General features: G+C 61.6%; 17 protein-coding genes and 1 tRNA gene. 12 read left to right on the forward strand and 6 right to left on the reverse strand.

Annotation, left to right across the window (positions count from 1 at the left end; translation table 11 throughout):
• Nucleotides 1–3: 3 nt before the first annotated feature.
• From A3OO_RS0109645 to A3OO_RS0109655, 3 genes are all read left to right on the forward strand, one after another.
• Nucleotides 4–333, forward strand: a complete 330-nt coding sequence (locus A3OO_RS0109645) for a TfoX/Sxy family protein (RefSeq protein ID WP_026222853.1) — start codon at nt 4–6, stop codon at nt 331–333.
• Nucleotides 334–497: 164 nt separating this feature from the next.
• Nucleotides 498–1,256, forward strand: a complete 759-nt coding sequence (locus tag A3OO_RS0109650) for an RNA polymerase sigma factor (protein ID WP_156824787.1) — start codon at nt 498–500, stop codon at nt 1,254–1,256.
• A gap of 53 nt (nt 1,257–1,309) precedes the next feature.
• Complete coding sequence (locus A3OO_RS0109655) at nt 1,310–1,846, forward strand: c-type heme family protein (RefSeq protein ID WP_018407638.1); 537 nt, start codon at nt 1,310–1,312, stop codon at nt 1,844–1,846.
• Nucleotides 1,847–1,950: 104 nt separating this feature from the next.
• On the opposite strand, the gene A3OO_RS0109660 is transcribed toward A3OO_RS0109655, so the two are convergent.
• Nucleotides 1,951–2,274 (reverse strand): GNAT family N-acetyltransferase, encoded by a 324-nt coding sequence (locus A3OO_RS0109660; RefSeq protein WP_245257145.1) that lies wholly within the window; start codon nt 2,272–2,274, stop codon nt 1,951–1,953.
• Nucleotides 2,275–2,449: 175 nt separating this feature from the next.
• On the opposite strand from A3OO_RS0109660, the gene proS reads away from it, so the two are divergent.
• Genes proS through A3OO_RS0109675 form a run of 3 tightly spaced genes read left to right on the forward strand, consistent with a single transcriptional unit; the run spans nt 2,450 to nt 5,756 of the window.
• Entirely contained in the window at nt 2,450–3,790 is a 1,341-nt protein-coding gene (gene proS, locus A3OO_RS0109665) for a proline--tRNA ligase (RefSeq protein ID WP_026222854.1), read from the forward strand.
• Nucleotides 3,787–5,067, forward strand: coding sequence for a lipoprotein-releasing ABC transporter permease subunit (locus tag A3OO_RS0109670; RefSeq protein ID WP_018407641.1), 1,281 nt, complete (start codon nt 3,787–3,789; stop codon nt 5,065–5,067). Before proS ends, A3OO_RS0109670 begins: the two co-directional genes overlap by 4 nt.
• A gap of 5 nt (nt 5,068–5,072) precedes the next feature.
• On the forward strand, nt 5,073–5,756 hold the full coding sequence (locus A3OO_RS0109675) for an ABC transporter ATP-binding protein (RefSeq protein ID WP_018407642.1): 684 nt from the start codon (nt 5,073–5,075) through the stop codon (nt 5,754–5,756).
• 7 nt (nt 5,757–5,763) lie between these two features.
• Here A3OO_RS0109675 and A3OO_RS0109680 read toward each other — a convergent pair whose 3' ends face one another.
• Nucleotides 5,764–6,342, reverse strand: coding sequence for a hypothetical protein (locus A3OO_RS0109680; protein WP_018407643.1), 579 nt, complete (start codon nt 6,340–6,342; stop codon nt 5,764–5,766).
• Between the two features lie 408 nt (nt 6,343–6,750).
• Between A3OO_RS0109680 and A3OO_RS0109685 the strand changes: the two genes are divergently transcribed.
• Nucleotides 6,751–7,443 carry an enoyl-CoA hydratase-related protein gene (locus A3OO_RS0109685; protein WP_156824788.1) on the forward strand — a complete coding sequence of 231 codons (693 nt, stop codon included), beginning with the start codon at nt 6,751–6,753 and terminating at the stop codon, nt 7,441–7,443.
• 16 nt (nt 7,444–7,459) lie between these two features.
• Here the strand turns inward: A3OO_RS0109685 and A3OO_RS0109690 are convergent, their stop codons facing one another.
• From A3OO_RS0109690 to A3OO_RS0109700, 3 genes are all read right to left on the reverse strand, one after another.
• The gene (locus A3OO_RS0109690; RefSeq protein ID WP_018407645.1) at nt 7,460–9,748 is read right to left on the reverse strand and encodes a putative bifunctional diguanylate cyclase/phosphodiesterase; all 2,289 of its coding nucleotides are present in this window, start codon (nt 9,746–9,748) and stop codon (nt 7,460–7,462) included.
• A 3-nt stretch (nt 9,749–9,751) separates the two neighbouring features.
• Entirely contained in the window at nt 9,752–10,684 is a 933-nt protein-coding gene (locus tag A3OO_RS0109695; protein ID WP_026222856.1) for a crotonase/enoyl-CoA hydratase family protein, read from the reverse strand.
• A gap of 251 nt (nt 10,685–10,935) precedes the next feature.
• Nucleotides 10,936–12,294, reverse strand: coding sequence for a multicopper oxidase family protein (locus tag A3OO_RS0109700; protein ID WP_018407647.1), 1,359 nt, complete (start codon nt 12,292–12,294; stop codon nt 10,936–10,938).
• Between the two features lie 106 nt (nt 12,295–12,400).
• Between A3OO_RS0109700 and A3OO_RS0109705 the strand changes: the two genes are divergently transcribed.
• The 5 genes from A3OO_RS0109705 to A3OO_RS0109725 all read left to right on the forward strand — a co-directional run bounded on the left by A3OO_RS0109705 (nt 12,401) and on the right by A3OO_RS0109725 (nt 17,368).
• Entirely contained in the window at nt 12,401–12,718 is a 318-nt protein-coding gene (locus A3OO_RS0109705) for a hypothetical protein (protein WP_018407648.1), read from the forward strand.
• A 215-nt stretch (nt 12,719–12,933) separates the two neighbouring features.
• A tRNA-Leu gene (locus A3OO_RS0109710) sits at nt 12,934–13,018 on the forward strand.
• A gap of 76 nt (nt 13,019–13,094) precedes the next feature.
• Nucleotides 13,095–14,441, forward strand: coding sequence for a trigger factor (gene tig / locus A3OO_RS0109715; protein ID WP_018407649.1), 1,347 nt, complete (start codon nt 13,095–13,097; stop codon nt 14,439–14,441).
• A 207-nt stretch (nt 14,442–14,648) separates the two neighbouring features.
• Nucleotides 14,649–15,284 carry an ATP-dependent Clp protease proteolytic subunit gene (locus A3OO_RS0109720; protein WP_018407650.1) on the forward strand — a complete coding sequence of 212 codons (636 nt, stop codon included), beginning with the start codon at nt 14,649–14,651 and terminating at the stop codon, nt 15,282–15,284.
• 74 nt (nt 15,285–15,358) lie between these two features.
• Nucleotides 15,359–17,368, forward strand: a complete 2,010-nt coding sequence (locus A3OO_RS0109725; protein ID WP_018407651.1) for an acetyl-CoA carboxylase biotin carboxylase subunit — start codon at nt 15,359–15,361, stop codon at nt 17,366–17,368.
• 24 nt (nt 17,369–17,392) lie between these two features.
• Here A3OO_RS0109725 and A3OO_RS0109730 read toward each other — a convergent pair whose 3' ends face one another.
• Nucleotides 17,393–18,082, reverse strand: a complete 690-nt coding sequence (locus A3OO_RS0109730) for a DUF2490 domain-containing protein (RefSeq protein ID WP_018407652.1) — start codon at nt 18,080–18,082, stop codon at nt 17,393–17,395.
• Between the last annotated feature and the right edge of the window lie 57 nt (nt 18,083–18,139).

An 18,139-nucleotide genomic window follows, 5' to 3' on the forward strand; every position in this document is an offset into this window, starting at 1 on the left:
CGAATGGCGTCCGACCCCGCTCTTGTTGAACGACTACGAGCTGTTCTCGCGCGCCACCGGCACGTCGAAGCGCGCCGCATGTTTGGCGGCGCGTGCTTCACTCTAAACGGCAACATGTGCATTGGCGTCCACAACACGAACCTAATTCTTCGTGTCGGCGAAACGCGAGCTAAGGAGTTACTGACCCGCGAAGGCGTCAAGCCCATGGACTTGACGGGCAAGGTTATGAAGGGATGGGCTACAATACTCCCCGAGGCCATTCGGACCGATGCTCAGCTTTCCAGCTATGCGCAACTCGCGGTCGATTTTATTGAAACGCTGCCGCCAAAATAGTTCGTAAAGTGGGAGAAGGGGCAATAATCCGCGACGAAGGAGCGGTCGGCTCGGACCTTTAGGCCCAATGGCGCGCTCGGCGCTGGCCAGCACCAATGCGCCTCCACTGGATCTATGGGCACGCGCGAGAAGGCCTATCCTTGATTGGCGAAGAGGACCAATCAATGGACGGGACGGCGCATGCCACGCAACTGACGCAAGAGACCGATCGGCGCGACGAGCGCCGGCTGGCGGCCCGCGCTCTCGCGGGTGAAGAAGAGGCGCTGCGCCTCATCATGGCGGACAACAATCGCCGTCTCTACCGCATCGCCCGCAGCATCGTGCTCGATAGTCATGAGGCCGAGGACGTGGTCCAGGAGGCCTACCTGAAGGCTTTCACCCATCTCGACGAATTTCGCGGCGAGGCCGCGCTCGCCACCTGGCTCGCGCGGATCACGATCAACGAGGCCGCGGCGCGGCTGCGAGTCCGGCGCCGGGCGAAGCTCATTCATGTCTTCGGCGCGCAGAAAAGCGACTCGGACGGCGTTTTCTCATCACAGGCGAAAGACTGCGACGATCCCGAGAAATCTCTGGCCCAGCGCGAAATTCTGCGCCTCGTCGAGCAGGCGACCGAGAGGCTTCCCGAGGATTTTCGCCTGGTTTTCGTCCTGCGCGTCATTGAGGGGCTCTCCGTCGCCGAGGTCGCGCACATCCTCGAACTACGGCCGGAGACCGTAAAAACTCGCCTGCATCGCGCCCGCCGTCTCATTCGCGACCAGCTGGAAAAGGACATCGGCCCTTTCGTCATGGAGGCGTTTCCTTTCGGAGGGGCGCGCTGCGCCCAAAGCGTGCGCGCCGTTTTGGCGCGATTGTCATCGCCACATAAAAATTCGGGAACCTTTTCCGCCCGCGTTCATCCAATGACCGTCACGCAGCAGTCGTGAGCGAAGTTGGCGCCATGCGCCCACAGGCGGTCGCCCGGGGCCGGGAGGAAGAGATGACCAAGGGAATCAAGAGAAAGATTGTTATGGCGGTTGCGATGGTCGGCGGATTGGCCGGCGTGACGCTCGCCGCATCCGCCGAAAACGCCGCCCCGATCAAGGATCCCGAGATCGAGCGCACGCGGCAGCACATCAAAATGCTCGATGACGTCTTCAAGACGGCCGTGGTGCTGATCGACGAAACTTACGTCAAACACCCGTCGGACCCATCCGCCGCGTCGGCGGCCAAGGCGCTCTTCGCCGCGATGAAAAAGAACGGCTGGTACGACGTCAGGCTGATCGGGCTGACGGACAAAGTCGGCGATCCCGACGACGAGCCTAAAGACGCCTTTGAAAAGACGGCGGCGAAAAGGCTGCGCGGCGGCGGCGAGCAGGCCTATGAAGAGATCATGGAAAAGGACGGCAAGCGCTATCTGCGCATGGCGACGGGGATACCCGTCGTGTCCGAAAACTGCGTGATGTGCCATGCGCATTTCAAAGGCGACAAGGGCAATATCGGCGGTTTGTCCTACACCATGCCGGTGGTGAAATAGGCCAGCGCCATCAAGCTAGGCAACAAAATGAAGAGGTCTCGACGCAGTGTCGAGGCCTCTTTTTTGACACCGGAGCACAGAAGGGCCGCCGGTGAGTCGATCGCTTAGGGCAGCAGATCCTGAAATTCAGGATGTCTTTCCACATAATCCGCGACGAAAGCGCAATCGCCCTGAACCTTCAGGCCGCGGGCGCGCGCGAATTCCAGCGCGTTGCGGATGAGCTCTGAGGCTACGCCCTGACCGCGCAGGCTTGGCGGCGTCTGCGTTGAGGTGAAGACCATCACGTCATTGTCGATGCGGTAATAGGCGAGCGCCGTCTCGCCGTCGATGTCGAGTTCGAAGCGACTGAACTCGGGATTGTCGCGTACGCTTCCCCAGGGATGTCTGTTCGCAGTCTCACCTTTAGCCTTGCCCATAGCCTCGCTCATGCCGGCCTCCTCAAGCGTTCATGATCCCGAAATGGGCGGGGCTCGGCTAAAAGGGAAGGCGCCTTCGGCTTGCGTTTTTGGCCACGCCGGGTTCAAAAGCTCCGCCCGCGCCGTTTTTCCGGGCGGCGAACGGGCTATGTTCGCCGCTCCTTCGATTCGCCCCACTGGATCCCACATGCGCCTTTCCCGCTATTTTCTGCCCATCCTGCGCGAGACGCCGAAAGAGGCGGAAATTGTCTCGCACAGGCTGATGCTGCGGGCGGGCATGATCCGACAGGAGTCGGCCGGCATTTACGCCTGGCTTCCGCTCGGGCTGCGGGTCTTAAACAAGATCAACGCCATTATCCGCGAGGAGCAGACCCGCGCCGGGGCCATCGAATGTCTGATGCCGACTATTCAGTCTGCCGATCTGTGGCGCGAGTCGGGGCGCTATGACGCCTATGGCAAGGAAATGCTGCGCATCGCCGACCGCCATGACCGCGAGATGCTCTACGGCCCGACTAATGAAGAGATGATCACCGAGATCTTTCGAGCCTTTGTGCGCTCATACAAAGATCTGCCTCTCAATCTCTTTCATATCCAGTGGAAGTTTCGCGACGAGGTGCGGCCGCGTTTCGGCGTGATGCGCTCGCGCGAATTCCTGATGAAGGACGCCTATTCCTTCGATCTCACGGCGGAAGCCGGTCAGCACTCCTACAACAAGATGTTCGTCGCCTATCTGCGCACTTTCGCGCGCCTGGGCCTGACCGCCATTCCGATGGCGGCCGAGTCGGGCCCCATCGGCGGCAACAGCCACGAATTCATTATCCTCGCCTCGACCGGCGAGAGCGAAGTCTTTTGCCACAAAGATTTTCTGTCCTTCGCGCCGCCGCCCGCTTCGATCGACTTCGACGATGCGGCGGCGTTGCAGGCGGTCGTCGACAAATGGACCAGCCGCTACGCGGCGACGAGCGAGATGCATGACGCCGCCGCCTTCGCCGCGGTTCCCGAGGACGCGCGGGTCGCGGCGCGCGGCATCGAGGTCGGCCATATTTTCTACTTCGGAACCAAATATTCCGAACCGATGAGGGCCGTCGTCAACGGACCGGACGGCAAGGAGGTCGTCGTGCAAATGGGTTCCTACGGCATCGGACCGTCGCGCCTCGCCGCCGCCATTATTGAGGCGGGCCATGACGACAATGGCGTCATATGGCCCGAATCCGTCGCCCCCTTCCATGTCGGAGTCGCCGATCTGAAAGTCGGAGACCCGGCGACCGGCAAGGTCTGCGCCGATCTCGTCGAGCAGCTCGAGAACGCGGGACTGGACGTGCTGCATGACGACCGCGACGAACGTCCCGGCGCAAAATTCGCGACTCTCGATCTCATCGGTCTGCCCTGGCAGGTCCTGGTCGGGCCCAAGGGCCTCGCTGAGGGCAAGGTGGAGGTGAAGCAGCGCCGCACCGGAGAGCGGGAGCTTCTTGCGCCTCAGGACGCCGTCACCCGCATCGTCGCCGCAATGAGACAGGCTCAGGCATGACCGAAGCGGCGCAACCGGCAAAAGGCGCCGGCGCCTTTTCGGCCTTCGAGCGGATAGTGGCGCTGCGCTATCTGCGCGCCCGCCGCGCCGACGGCTTCGTCTCGGTCATCGCCGGCTTTTCATTCCTCGGCATCATGCTGGGCGTCGCGACTCTCATCGTCGTCACCTCGGTGATGAACGGATTCCATCGCGAGCTGATGGACAAGATCATCGGCATCAACGGCCACGCCTTTTTGCAGGCGGTGGAGACTCCGTTCACGGACTGGGACCGGGTCTCCGCGAAGACGGCGAAGCTGCCCGGCGTCCAGCTTGCAATTCCCATGGTCGAGGGCGCGGCCGGCATATCGACTCAGTTCGGCCAATCGGGCGTGCTCGTGCGCGGCGTGCGCGAGAAGGACCTGACGCGGCTTCCCGGCGTGGCGGGCAACGTCAAGAGCGGCGCGCTCGCGGGATTCGATAAGGCCGGCGGCGTCGCCATCGGTCAGCGGTTGGCGGAGACGCTCGGCGTCGGCGTCGGCGACTCGGTCAGCCTGCTCATCGCCAAGGGGGCGCAGACGCCTTTCGGGGTCGCGCCGCGCATCAAAGCCTACAAAGTCGTCGCGATCTTCTCTATCGGCATGTCCGAATTCGATAGCGTCTTCGTCTATATGCCGCTCACCGAGGCGCAGCTCTTCTTCAACAGGGAGAATGAGGCGACCGTCGTTGAAGCTTTCGTCACCGATCCCGAGAAGATGGACGATTTTCGCATCAACGTCGAAAAGGCGATCGACCGGCCGCTGATCATCACCGATTGGCGCCAGCGCAACAAGACGTTCTTCGACACGCTGCAGGTCGAGAAAAACATCCTCTTCATCATTCTCGCTTTGATCGTCGTGGTCGCGGCCTTCAACATCATCTCCGGATTGACGATGCTCGTGAAGGACAAGACTCAGGATATCGCCATACTGCGCACGATGGGCGCGACGCGAGGCGCGATCCTGCGCGTGTTCCTGATTATCGGAGCTTCGATCGGCGTCGTCGGCACACTGGCCGGCTTTGCGCTAGGTCTGGCGCTGGCGAAAAATCTCGACACCATCCGCCTCGGGGTTAATAAGCTTTTCGACGCCAATCTCTTCCCCGCGGAGTTTTATTTTCTCTCGCGGTTGCCGGCGATCGTCGACCCGCGCGAGGTGACGGCGATCGTGGCCATGACGCTCACGCTCGCCGTTCTCGCCTCGATCTATCCAGCCTGGAAAGCCGCATCGCTCGATCCGATCGAAGCGCTGCGCCACGAGTAGTCGCGATGAGCGAGGCCGTTCTCGAATTCCGCAGCATCGCGCGCCACTATCGCGAGGGCGAGGCGCGGCTCGACATTCTGATGGACATCAATCTGTCCATCTACCCGGGCGAGACGGTCGCGCTGCTGGCGCCCTCTGGCGCCGGCAAGTCGACGCTCCTCCATATCGCCGGACTCTTGGAGCGCCAGGACGGCGGCGAAGTGCTGATCAAGAATGCGCCGACGTCGCGCATGTCAGACGCCGAGCGCACGCGTCTGCGGCGCGCCACCGTCGGCTTCATCTATCAGTTCCACCATCTGCTGCCGGAGTTCTCGGCGCTCGAGAACGTGGCGCTGCCGCAGATGATCAATGGCCTGAGCGCGAATGAAGCGCGCCTACGGGCGCAACAATTGCTCGACTATTTGCGTCTGGGACCCCGCGCGTCGCACCGTCCCTCGGAGCTTTCCGGCGGCGAACAGCAGCGCGTCGCCATCGCCCGCGCGGTCGCCAACGCGCCGCATCTTTTGCTTGCCGACGAACCGACGGGCAATCTCGACCCGCGCACCGCGGAGCATGTTTTCGGGACTTTATTGGCGCTTGCGCGCAGCACCGGACTGGCCGCGCTCATCGCGACTCACAATCTGGAGCTCGCCAAACAAATGGACCGCCGCGTAACCTTACGCGACGGTCGAGTAGAGCTGCTCAGCTGAAGCCGATTTATGCCTTCGGCGCAGACTTCTTCTTGTCGATGAATTGATTCTTGTACCAGAGCCCGAAGCCAACCAGCGCCAGACCCGCGAAGAACACGGCGATCGTTATTTCCCTGGATTGGGTCAAGCCGACAGAAAAGGGGAAGCGAGCGACATATTCTTTCGCGCCATCGTCGCTTTTCGCCTTCACCAGTCCGATGAACTTGCCTTCCTGCGGAAAGACGTGTTCGAAGGTGAGTGTGCCAGACTTATACTTCTTGGGCGGAGAATAATACTCAGTATTCGCCTCGAGATTTTCGGTGTCGTCCTTCTGGCCCACGTCGCGGACGACGCGCATTTCGAGATTCATGTCTCGCAGTTCGTCCTGCTGCGCATCCAGGGTGATAATGGTGGGCCCGGCGTCTGGAATGTCGTCGCAGAACTGTTCGCGCGACTTTTGCGGCTGATACCCTGTGAAAGTCATTGTATCGGGGCCGAGTTTCATCAGGCACTGGCCCTGATTGATGCCGACGTCGCCATGCGCGTGTGCTTGCGTGACCCAGCCGGCCGCCGCGAACAGCAAAACCGCGAAAAATCGCATGATCATCTGGTTTTCTCCCTTCTGAACCGGCCGCTCTGCGATGAGCGGTCTCTTCTTGGCGCGCAGGTCCGGTTCCGACGCGCCAGTTTTCGCACACCCTTTGAGCGAATGCGAGCTGCGACGGTCGAGATTCCGGAACCTCCAGCAGCGCTTTAGTTAATATAAATTAGCTGGGCTCACTTGTCCCGCGACCAAGGGCCACACGCGCGCGAAAAAAGTTTATGCGGCCTTTTATTGTACAAATTTGTCGCCTGACGATGTTTTTTCGTAAGAAGCTGCCGTTAGAGAAGTTGCTTAAACGTCATGCACTTGGCGTAACTTCGGCGCAATTTCAATGCAATCATGAGCGCCAGGGTTGGCGAAGTTAAATTTTCATTTAACTTAATCGAGCCTTCACCAACTATGGCGGGAAACATGTTGAACTTTCCTTATCTGCGCGACCAAGCTGAACTTTCTGTCACCGGCGGCTGCCTTTCGACCATCTGGTTGAAAGACCACCAGGCTCTAGTATTGCGCAAGACTCGGCCGGGTTTTGACGCGCTAACGATCCGTACAATCACCGAGATTTTATCGGCGATCGACCGAGGCGAGCTGAACGAGCTCCGCTACCTCGTCTATGATTTCGCGCATGGCGTGCAAGAGGCGCCGAGGCCGGCCGAGGGTTTCGGAGAGATGGCTGCCGAAAATTCCGAGCTGATCGTCGATACGCCGGTGATCACGATCGCCTGGGCGCGCGGCCTGATGAGCGGCTCCGATTTCGACTTCGCGATGCATTGCTCCGCCATCGTCGCCGAAAGGGACGCGCAATTCTCCTTCTCGGGAGATCCCTCTGATCTCATGGGACTTTACGCGGCGGTTGGCCGGACGCTCGGCTTCGTCAAGGCGGAACGTCTCATGGAGAGCAATACGGCGGTCGCCGCCGAAGACGCCCATGAACTGCTGATCGTCAGAGACGTCGTCGAACCGCAGAATGGCGCCGCTGCGATAGAGCGCTACCTCGCTCAATTCGGTCGACGCTATAACGCCTCGCACGCGATTTTTCGCGCGCAACGTATGGTGCAACCTGGGGTTGATCGGCGGAGCCTGGTGGCGCTTGAGCGCAACTGATGCTTGTTGAGCGTAATCACGCCGCGCTGACGAGGCGCGGCGCGTCGCGCCAATACTTGAGGAGCGGTCTCAGCTCCTCGATTGGCCGCGGTCTCGTGTATAGATATCCCTGAATGAGAAAAATATTCTTGCTCGCCATGAAGGCGAGTTGAGCGTCAGTTTCGACGCCCTCGGCGACGAGATCGATGGACAGATCCCGCGCCAGCGCGGAGATCGCCGAAATGATCGCCTGCGTCTTCGGCGACTCGATCGCCTGCCGCGCGAAGGAGCGATCGATCTTAACCTTCTTGACCGGGAAACGATTGAGATAGCCGAGGCTGCTGTAGCCGGTTCCGAAATCATCGAGCGAGAGACGGACGCCGAGCGCTTCGATCTCGCGTAATTTACTGTCGACGTCATCTGACACCATGAGCGTCGTTTCGGTGATTTCGAGCTCCAGACGATCGGGCTCCAATCCAGATTCGCGGAGCGTCGCCGCGACCATCTCGGCGAGATCCTTCTGTTGGAACTGCCTCGGCGCGATGTTGACGGCGACACGGACGTTCGAAGGCCACGACTTCGCGTCATTGCACGCCTGCCGCAGCGCCCAGGCGCCGAGTTCGATGATCATGCCGGTTTCTTCGGCGACAGGAATGAATTCGCCCGGTGAGATCATTCCTCGGGTCGGGTGGCGCCATCGCAGCAGCGCTTCCATGGAAACGATGGTCGCGGTGCGGGAATCGACGACCGGCTGATAGTAGACGATCAATTCGTTCGCCAGGAACGCGTGACGCAGTTCGGTGTCGATTGCCCGCTTTCGGGTCAGCGCATCTTGCATCTCCTGGGAATACCAAATCGCCTTGCCGCGCCCTTCGGCTTTCGACTGGTAAAGCGCGAGATCGCTGCATTTGAGCAGGCCGCCGGAGGTCTCCGAGTCTTTGGGCGCCGCAGCCATGCCGATGCTCGCACCGATGTTGATGACGTGGTTTTCGACGATGAAGGTGCGATGCATCTCGGCAAGTATGTTGGCGGCGAGTTCATCAACGTCAGAAAGCTGTTCGCCGGCGCGCAGCAGCACGCAGAACTCGTCGCCGCCGAGCCTCGCCACGACATGCGGATGCGGCACGCAGGCGGCGAGACGCGCTCCGACCGCAGACAGCAGCTGATCGCCGATGGAGTGGCCCAGCGTGTCATTGACGTCTTTGAACCGATCGAGATCAATGTTGAGCAGCGCGGCGTGGAGCCCGCGTTGCCTGAGCTGAACCATTTCCTCCTCTAGCGTCTCCTGAAATTGATAGCGGTTCGGGAGATTGGTCAGATCGTCGAAATGCGCGATGCGCTCGATCTCACGGAGCGCGCGCTTTTGGATCGTCACGTCCTCGATGACGGTAATGAAGGATCCCGCTTCGGCGCGTTCGCAGTGAAACTCAAAAAAACGTTCGCCGAGCTTGTGCGTGAAGATGTTCGCACGCGGCATTGTGACGTGCCGCTTCCATCGCTCAAAAAAGATTTTGCCTTCCTGCGGCGACATGCCGACGCTCTTGCCGATCGCATGCGCCAGCGCTTCGAGCCGGATCGGCGTCGCCGCCGCCACGATGCCGAAGAAGTCGATCACGCGGCGATTCACGACCGTGACGGACAGGTCGGCGTCGCCCATGCACAGGCCGTGCGTCATCGAGTTCAGCGCGAGGCTGAATTTCTGCCGCTGGCGGGTGGCGTCCAAGCCGTTGCGCAGCGCCGATTCCAGATTGCCGTGCAGAAATTTCGTCGTTGAATGAATGGACACGATCAGCAGCACGACAATCAGCGCAAGGCCGAGGTAGCGCCGTTCTTCATGCATCATCGCGGCGATCGCAAGCGCGAGGCCGAGCGATTGCGCGAGAACGATCCAGGGACGGCCGGCGTTGCGACCCGCGAGTCCGCTAAGGCCGCTCATCATAATGACGATGCTGTAAATGCCGAGCACGTCGTTGTAGTGATTGTAGAACAGGACCGCGACGGACACACCGACCGCCGTCATGAAGCCGACCGCGCCGATCGCGTAGAGCCTCTCCCATTCCAGCGAATCCCGTCGGCGAAGCGAGACCGGCGTGCTCGCATGCGCAAAGAAAACGTACAGGCGAAAGGCGCCGAGAACGGCGATCAACACCACGAAGTAGAGGTAGATTCGATCGCCGAGAAGGAGCCAAGCGAGCGCCGGCGCGATGAGGCCGCCGAGAAGGCCCGCAAAAAACGAACCGGCGGTGCCGAACAGGGTTTCAACCAAGTCGCTATGGATTTGAACATCGGTGCTTTCGCTGGCGGCTGGCTTCGCGCGGACGAGCATGAGCTAATCCTCTTTGGAAGGCGGCGGCTCTTTCAAAGCCTCGCCCTTGCCGGAGGGAAGCTCGTCGCGGGGAAGACGCGACTGCGCCGAAACAAGCCGTTCCATATAACGCAGGTCGTGCCGTGAAATGGCCATGGAGCAATCCGTCCAAAGCTCGACCACCCGAAGCAATTCTTCTTTGCGCACGGGGAAACACTGCTTGCGAAAGTTGACGAGGGCCTGACGGCGCCGCCAGTTCGCGCCGTCGGGGTCGAACATCCACTCATGGGCGGTTTCGAGCGCCCGGCCTTCCGGCGCGACGACGTCGACAATGTCGAGATCGAACAGTTCGCGCGCCGTATAAACGCGGCCGGCCGAGAGAATCTGTTGTGTTCGCGCCGGCCCCACGCGCCTGGTGAGAAACGTCACCGCGCCCATTCCCGGAAAGGTGTTGAAGGCAATCTCGGGCACTCCAAGACGCGCGCTCTCCTCGGCGATGACAAAATCGGTGGCCAGCGCCCCTTCGAAGCCGCCGCCCATGCACTGTCCCCTGACGACGGACAGCGTCAGGACAGGAAGATCGAAAGCCGAGGTCAGCGTGTACATGACCTCGATACAGGCGTAGGCGTAGGTTAACAGGGAATCACGGTCATTGTTCCTGATGCAGGAAACGAATGTCGCAAGATCGCCGCCCAAGCTGAATACATTCGGCTTCTTCGAGGCCATCACGATGTAGCGGATCGGCCACTTCGAGCCCTCCGTCTCCGCCAGACGTTTGATCGCGTCGCGGAACTCGATCGCCTCCTGCAACATCCGCAAAGTGTAACAGTGCGGCGAGTCTGCGCGATAATTCATCCACACCGATTGCGTCGGCGCGTCATATTCAATCTCTAGGTGTGCGAAGCGCCAGTGCGGAAAATCTTGGGGAGGGTGCCGTAGGTGCGCGGCGCCGATCATATCCGGTACTTCGGGGCCAAGGCCTCCCCCCTCGATGACGCAAAAAAAAGAGCCGTCCGGGTCCCGACGCAAGGCGCGGCGGCGCGGGCGGGCTAAGCCGCCAAGCTTCAAGTGAGTTTGATCCAGCATTTGGCAATGCCTTCAACTCGTATTCGAAGCATTTTCCGTCACAGAAGTTCAGACGAAGGTCTGAACAGACGGAAAAAACGTGGGTCTAATTCGGTGTTCTATTAACCTTTGTGACGCTTGCTCTAGGCGACTTCGAACCAAGTCGCCAGTCCGCTCGCTTCGTGCTCCAGAATATCATCATGAATGGCCCACTTTCCAGGCGATTCGGCGAGGAAGGCGGCGTGCTTGGTTTTTCCGGGGGGAACGATCACGCCGTTGCGCCAATAGGGCTCCCATCCGTCATCAAGGTCATGCAGAAGGCGCATGCACTGCCCGTGAACATGCATCGCGAGCGCCGCTCCCGACTTATTGACGAATCCCAGCGTCACCGGGGTTCCGCGGGCCACTTTGAAGAGAGGCTGGCCTTCGTAGCCTTTCGTCAACGCGCCATTGATCGTCCAGGCGGCGCCCGCCGCATTCCTGCGCGGTTCGATTACGAGATCGACTTTTTTGGCGCTCGCAAGCTTAATCTCGGCAGGAAGCGCCGCATTCTGCGGGAGCGACGCTATCGGCGGACGCTTCGACGCCTTTGCGCCCTTGGCGTCCGCAACGAACAGGTCGCGATCCTCGCCATTCGGTCCGCGCAAGATCAAACTGGCCTTGGCGCCCTCGGTCTCCGGCATGTCGAACATCAGCTCGAAACGTGCTCCAGGCGCGACGGGAATGCTGCGCTTGATGGGTTCGAAGGCGTCGCACGGCTGGCCGTCGATGGCGATCACGAAAGGCTGCGCGCCCGCCAGGGACAGCACCATGATGCGCGCATTGCTAAGATTGGCCAGACGCAGCCGCACCCTGGCGCCGGGCGCCAGGGTCTGCAAGGCTGGCGCAGCCTTGCCGTTGACGCAGAGCAGCGGGCCGATCCGGCCGACGCCGCTTGCCGCCGCCGCATCGTTGAAGCCGCCGACGATCTGGCCTGCGTCATCAAGCCGCCAGTCGTCGAGGACGAGGAGCAGGTCGGCGTCTGCGGGCAGCGGCGTCGGCTCATCGACGACCAGCAGGCCCTTGAGGCCGCGCCCGACAAGCTCCGGCGTCGCGCCGTAGACGCTCGGCCGGTAGCAGAATAGGCCGGGATCGGCCAGCGTGCGGCGGTAATCGAAGGACCCGCCAGGCGCGACCGCCGCCTGCGTCAGCGGCGCGACGCCCTCCATCGCATTGTCGCCCCGCAAGCCATGCCAGTGAATGGTGGCGGGTTGATCAAGCTTGTTCAGGAAACGGACGGCGAGTTCGTCGCCCTGCTGGTAGCGCAGGACGGGCCCCGGCGTGATCCCGTCGAAACCGAGAATACTGGTGTCGCCGCCGCCGGACAGGCGCGCCTTCCCCGGCCGGGCCTCGAGCTGCCGCAGGGAGCGCGGCGGCGACTGCGCCATCGCCGGAAGCGCCGCCAGGCTGGCGGCGACGCCGGAAAGAACGACGCGGCGGGAGAGAGGTTGTGACATCGCCATCTAGCTATGGCGCAGCCCGGCCCGTTGGGCAATGATTGAGAGCTTCAACGTCTCACGCGCCGTGAGGGGAGCGCGAGAACGGCCAAAACACGAGGAGGCTAGAGACATGAGCGCTGCGCGCATGAAGAAGACTGCCGCTATTTTAGGCTTCTGCAGCGCGTGCGGGTTACTGCCGCTCGCCGCGTGGGCGCAGGCTTCGCAAGGCTATTCCGACTATCGCCAGTCGCTGATCGCCGGCGGCTGGAAGCCCAACGTCGGCTACGGGCTGAAAACCGCCCGCGGCAAGCCCCTATATAAGTTTCCGGAAGTCGTCTGCGGTCCGACGCTCTGCAACGCCAAATGGCGCGATCCCCAGGGTCATGAAAAGGTCATTACGCTGATCCGCGGCCTCGAGGGGGCGGATCACCGCGTGGCACCACAATAGCCAGCGGCGGCTGGCATCGCGCCGCGTCCATGCTATAGAGCGACGCCCGACGAATCGAGTTCGCGCTTGGGAGCGCCTTGGCGCGCCTTCAGACGCGCAAGGGACTGCGCCTTTTCGGGGGAACAGGATCGTTTGAGAGGGAGTCGAACGGTTCGATTTCATCTCAAGCGATCCCGGTTCACGGGCAGGGAATTGAGGCGGCCCTACCGCCGATCGCGGGCGTGGCGGAACTGGTAGACGCGCCGGATTTAGGTTCCGGTGACGAAAGTCGTGGGGGTTCGACTCCCTCCGCCCGCACCAGAGCCGCCTACCGTGGCAGTCGCATAATCGTCGTCGCGCGCCGGCGACGTCGCAGTCATCAAGAAGGCTAATCGAGATGCAAGTAACGCAGACCTCCTCGGAGGGCTTGAAGCAGGAATACAAGGTGGTCCTGCCGGCCGGCGAACTCGCCGCCAAGCTCGCCGCCCAGCTCACCGAGATCCAGGCGAAGAGTCAGATCAAGGGATTTCGTCCCGGCAAGGCGCCGATCGGCCATCTCAAGAAGCTCTACGGAAAGAGCATCATGAGCGACGTGCTGCAGGAGGCGGTCAATGACGCCAACCGCAAGATCGTCGAGGAAAACGAGCTGCGAATCGCGCTCGAGCCGAAGATCGATTTCCCCGGCGGGCAGGAGGAAGTCGAGCGCGCGCTAACGGCAGAAGGCGATTTCTCCTATGTCGTCACGTTCGAAACGCTGCCGAAGTTCGACATCGGCGCCTTCGACGACATCTCCCTGGAGCGTCCCGTCGCCGAAGTGGCGGATGACGATATCGAGAAGGCGCTGCAATCTCTCGCCGATCGTGCTCAGGAATTCGAGGCCAGGCCCGAAGGGGGCAAGGCGGAGAAGGGCGACCGACTGACGATTGATTTCACCGGCAAGCTCGACGGCGAGCCCTTTGAGGGCGGCGCGGGCGGGGACGTCGATCTGGTGCTGGGCGCGGGAACCTTCATCCCCGGTTTCGAGGAGCAGCTCGAGGGCGCCGCCGCCGGCGACCAGCCGGTCGTCAAGGTCCGGTTCCCCGAGGACTATGCGGCCAAGCAGCTCGCCGGGAAGGATGCCGAGTTCGACGTGACGGTGAAGTCCGTTGCGGCGCCAAAGACGCTCGGGCTCGACGAGGAGCTCGCCAAGAAATACGGCTTCGAGTCGCTCGAAGCGATGAAGACCGCCGTTCGCGGCAATCTTGAAGCCGATTTCGACAAGGCGTCGCGCGAAAAGATGAAGCGCGCGCTCCTCGACGCGCTCGACAGACGCTATTCCTTTGAGCTGCCCGAGAGCCTTGTCGCGCAGGAATTCGCCAATATCTGGGGCCAGCACGAGCAGGAAAGCCAGCGGGCAGGCCAATCCGTCGCCGAAGACGGCAAGACGGAGGAAGAGACGAAGGCCGAGTTCCGCAAGATCGCCGAACGACGCGTGCGGTTGGGGCTCGTACTGGCGGAGATCGGAAAAAGCGCCGAAGTGAAGGTGGACGAAAAGGATCTGACTGACGCTTTGGTCGAGCGGGCGCGCATGTTCCCAGGCCAGGAGAAGGCGGTTTGGGACTATTACCGCAACAATGAGCAGGCCCTCGCCCAGCTCCGCGCCCCGATCTACGAGGAGCGCGTCGTCGACCACCTCTCCAAGCTGATCAAGATCGCCGACAAGACCGTCTCCCGCGAAGAGCTGTTCAGGGAAGACGAGGAATAGTCGGTCGTCCGGCTGTCTTCCCCGCAGGCGGCGGCGCTCCGCGAGGAAATCCGGGATCTCAGGCTCATGCGCACGGCGCGCTGCGGAAATCGTGGCGTGACGGCCGCAATCGAGTCTTTGCGTCCGGCGCGGGCGCAGATATATGACGGGTCAAGAGTTCACGGCGCAGGCGCATCAGCCTCCGCCGGACCACAGAGGCGATACGCGATGCGCGACCCAATCGAAAACTACAGCCAATATCTCATCCCACAGGTGATAGAGAACACTTCGCGCGGCGAGCGCGGTTTCGACATCTATTCCCGCCTGCTGCGCGAGCGCATCATTTTCATCACCGGGCCGATCGAAGATCACATGGCGTCGGTGATCATCGCGCAGCTGTTGTTTCTGGAGTCCGAGAATCCCAAAAAGGAAATCTCGCTCTACATCAATTCGCCGGGCGGCGTGGTGACCTCCGGCCTCGCCATCTACGACACGATTCAATTCATCAAGCCGAAGGTCTCGACGCTTTGCGTCGGGCAGGCGGCGTCGATGGGCTCGCTTCTGCTGGCCGCGGGCGCCGACGGTCTGCGTTATGCGCTCCCCAACGCGCGCATCATGCTTCATCAGCCGTCCGGCGGTTTTCAGGGTCAGGCGTCGGACATCCAGCGCCACGCGGAAGACATTCTGAAAGTCAAAAAGCGCCTCAACGACATCTATGTCCGTCACACGGGCAAGGATTATGAGACGATCGAGCGCACGCTTGACCGCGATCATTTCATGTCGGCGGAAGAGGCGCGGAATTTCGGAATCGTCGACGCCGTTCAGGAGCGACGGCCTGACGACGAGAGCGACGCCAAGCGCTAAACGCTGAAGGCGTCGGCCGCGTTTTCTGAGCGTCCGGCGCCAATTAGTTGAGGGATTGGGGCACTGGGGCGCGCATGTTTCGTAAAATTCTAATCGCCAATCGAGGCGAGATCGCTTGTCGCATCATTAAGACGGCGAAGCGCATGGGACTTTCAACCGTCGCCGTCTATTCCGACGCCGACGCCGACGCGTTGCATGTCGAAATGGCCGACGAGGCCGTCCGTCTCGGCCCGCCCCCCGCCGCCCAGTCTTATCTGCTGATCGATAAGATCGTCGCCGCCTGTAAGGAAACCGGCGCCGAGGCGGTGCATCCCGGCTATGGCTTTCTGTCCGAGCGCGCCGCCTTCGCCAATGCGCTCGCAGAGGCGAACATCGTTTTCATCGGCCCAAATATTCGCGCCATCGAGGCGATGGGCGACAAGATCGAGTCGAAGAAATTCGCCTCCGCCGCCAATGTCAGCGTCGTGCCCGGCTACCTTGGCGTCATCGAGAACGCCGAAGAGGCCGTTACGATCGCCAGGGACATCGGCTATCCGGTGATGCTGAAAGCGTCGGCTGGCGGCGGCGGCAAGGGCATGCGCGTCGCTTTCACCGACGCCGAAGTGATCGAAGGTTTCACGCGCGCGCGTTCGGAGGCGGCGTCTTCCTTCGGCGACGACCGCGTCTTCGTCGAAAAATTCATCGTCAATCCGCGCCACATCGAAATTCAGGTGCTCGGCGACAAGCACGGCAATGTCATCCACCTGAACGAGCGCGAGTGCTCCATTCAGCGCCGCAATCAAAAGGTGATTGAAGAAGCGCCGTCGCCGCTGCTGGACGAGAAGACTCGTCGCGAAATGGGCGCGCAGGCCATCGCGCTCGCCAAGGCCGTGAACTATGATTCGGCGGGCACGGTCGAATTCGTCGCCGGTCAGGACAAGAGCTTCTACTTCCTTGAAATGAACACGCGCCTGCAGGTCGAGCATCCGGTGACGGAACTCATCACCGGCATCGATCTTGTCGAGCAGATGATCCGCGTCGCGGCCGGCGAGCCGCTGCAACTCAAGCAGGAAAACGTCAAGATCAACGGCTGGGCGGTCGAGAGCCGTATTTATGCCGAGGACCCCACGCGCAACTTCCTGCCTTCGGTCGGACGACTGGTCAAATACCGGCCGCCGGAAGAGAAGCGTGAAGGCGGCGTCACCGTGCGCAATGACACTGGCGTCACCGAAGGCCGCGAAATCTCGATCCACTATGATCCGATGATCGCCAAGCTGGTGACGCATGCGCCGGACCGCCTTCGGGCGATCGTGGCGCAGGCCGACGCCCTCGATCGCTTCGTGATCGACGGAATCCGGCACAACATTCCGTTTCTGTCGTCGCTCATGCAGAGTCCGCGCTGGCGCTCAGGCAATCTCTCGACCGGCTTTATCAGTGAAGAATATCCGGAAGGATTTTCTTCGCCCGAGCCTCGCGGAGATCTGGCGCACACGCTTGCCGCGATCGCGACGCTCATGGACCACATCGGCAATGAGCGTAAACGCAAGATCTCCGGGCAGTTGCGCGGCGGACGGCCGGTCGAATTCGAGCGCGAACGCGTGTGCATGCTCGGCGATCAGAGATTCGACGTCAGCGTCGAGGCGCAGGGCGAAGCGCTCATCGTGCGTTTCGCCGACGGCGATCAGCGCGCCCATCGCGTTTCGACCCAGTGGCGTCCGGGCGAACTCGTGCTCGAAGGGGATGTCGACGGCCGCACGGTCTATGTGCAGGCGCGGCCCATCCTCAACGGCTATGCGCTGTCGCATCAGGGGGTCGACGTCACGGCGCGCGTCTATACCAAGCGCGAGGCGGAACTTGTCGCCTTCATGCCGAAGAAGAAGGACGCCGGCGCCTCCAAGCACCTTTTGTGTCCGATGCCCGGCCTGGTGAAGACCGTCGACGTGACCGAAGGTCAGGAGGTCAAGGCCGGGGAAGCCTTGTGCATGGTCGAAGCCATGAAGATGGAGAACGTGCTGCGCGCCGAGCGCGACGTGACCGTCAAGAAGATCCTGGCGAAGGCCGGCGACAGTCTTGCTGTCGACGCCGTGATCATGGAGTTCGCCTAAAAGGCGTCGCGCGCTGACGGCGGGCTACAGATTGAGGAACATGCTCACCGAGAGAATATGATTCATCCGGTGATCGAACCGCTGCTCTCGCCGCGAGACGACGCGCGATTGGATGAGCTGGTTCATGTAGCCGATCTCCACGCGCGCCTTCTCGCTGAAACTATAGCCGAGGCCGGCGAAGCCGCGATTTTGATCGAAGCCAAATCGCGTTGCAGGCGTCGTTGAATTCAGCCGCACAAACACCTCATCCCAGAGCACGGCGCTCAACGGGGCGTTTTCCCAGAGCGGATGCGAAAAGCGCACAAATTGGCGCAGGCGCCATTCGACGGGGTTCACGTTCTGAATGAAGCGTTGCTCAAGGCGCGTGCGGCTTGTCAGGTCGCCGAAGGCGGCCTTGTCGGTCAGCAGGACCTGTTGCCAGATCCGATTTTCATGTTGCGTTTTGGCGTCTTGCGGAAAGGTCGCGATATGCGCGTAGCCGAGCCACAGGCTGGCCTTGTCGGATAGCGCATAGCCGACGCCGGCGCGGCCGAGCGCCTGATCGGCGGTAGCGCCATCGTTCCGAAAGCGCCCCTGGCTTTCCAGCCACAGCCGCCATTTTTCCAGACTCGGATCAATCGAGCCGAGCTTGGCGATGGTCGTGACGTTTTCCCAGATCCTGAAATCTTCGTCGACGGCCGCCGCTGGGCCGGCCGTCGCGAAAATTCCCAGCAAGGACCCGCCGCAAACGGCGACCCGCCTCGTCCTGTGAATTGTCGCCGCTGACACCGC

The sequence above is a fragment of the Methylocystis rosea SV97 genome, from assembly GCF_000372845.1.
Classification (GTDB): domain Bacteria; phylum Pseudomonadota; class Alphaproteobacteria; order Rhizobiales; family Beijerinckiaceae; genus Methylocystis; species Methylocystis rosea.

Coding starts and splice junctions, on each gene's coding strand:
- A3OO_RS0109645 (WP_026222853.1), top strand. CDS start 4: ATGGCGTCCGACCCCGCTCTTGTTGAACGACTACGAGCTGTTCTCGCG.
- A3OO_RS0109650 (WP_156824787.1), top strand. CDS start 498: ATGGACGGGACGGCGCATGCCACGCAACTGACGCAAGAGACCGATCGG.
- A3OO_RS0109655 (WP_018407638.1), top strand. CDS start 1,310: ATGACCAAGGGAATCAAGAGAAAGATTGTTATGGCGGTTGCGATGGTC.
- A3OO_RS0109660 (WP_245257145.1), bottom strand. CDS start 2,274: ATGAGCGAGGCTATGGGCAAGGCTAAAGGTGAGACTGCGAACAGACAT.
- proS (WP_026222854.1), top strand. CDS start 2,450: ATGCGCCTTTCCCGCTATTTTCTGCCCATCCTGCGCGAGACGCCGAAA.
- A3OO_RS0109670 (WP_018407641.1), top strand. CDS start 3,787: ATGACCGAAGCGGCGCAACCGGCAAAAGGCGCCGGCGCCTTTTCGGCC.
- A3OO_RS0109675 (WP_018407642.1), top strand. CDS start 5,073: ATGAGCGAGGCCGTTCTCGAATTCCGCAGCATCGCGCGCCACTATCGC.
- A3OO_RS0109680 (WP_018407643.1), bottom strand. CDS start 6,342: ATGATCATGCGATTTTTCGCGGTTTTGCTGTTCGCGGCGGCCGGCTGG.
- A3OO_RS0109685 (WP_156824788.1), top strand. CDS start 6,751: ATGTTGAACTTTCCTTATCTGCGCGACCAAGCTGAACTTTCTGTCACC.
- A3OO_RS0109690 (WP_018407645.1), bottom strand. CDS start 9,748: ATGCTCGTCCGCGCGAAGCCAGCCGCCAGCGAAAGCACCGATGTTCAA.
- A3OO_RS0109695 (WP_026222856.1), bottom strand. CDS start 10,684: ATGATCGGCGCCGCGCACCTACGGCACCCTCCCCAAGATTTTCCGCAC.
- A3OO_RS0109700 (WP_018407647.1), bottom strand. CDS start 12,294: ATGGCGATGTCACAACCTCTCTCCCGCCGCGTCGTTCTTTCCGGCGTC.
- A3OO_RS0109705 (WP_018407648.1), top strand. CDS start 12,401: ATGAGCGCTGCGCGCATGAAGAAGACTGCCGCTATTTTAGGCTTCTGC.
- tig (WP_018407649.1), top strand. CDS start 13,095: ATGCAAGTAACGCAGACCTCCTCGGAGGGCTTGAAGCAGGAATACAAG.
- A3OO_RS0109720 (WP_018407650.1), top strand. CDS start 14,649: ATGCGCGACCCAATCGAAAACTACAGCCAATATCTCATCCCACAGGTG.
- A3OO_RS0109725 (WP_018407651.1), top strand. CDS start 15,359: ATGTTTCGTAAAATTCTAATCGCCAATCGAGGCGAGATCGCTTGTCGC.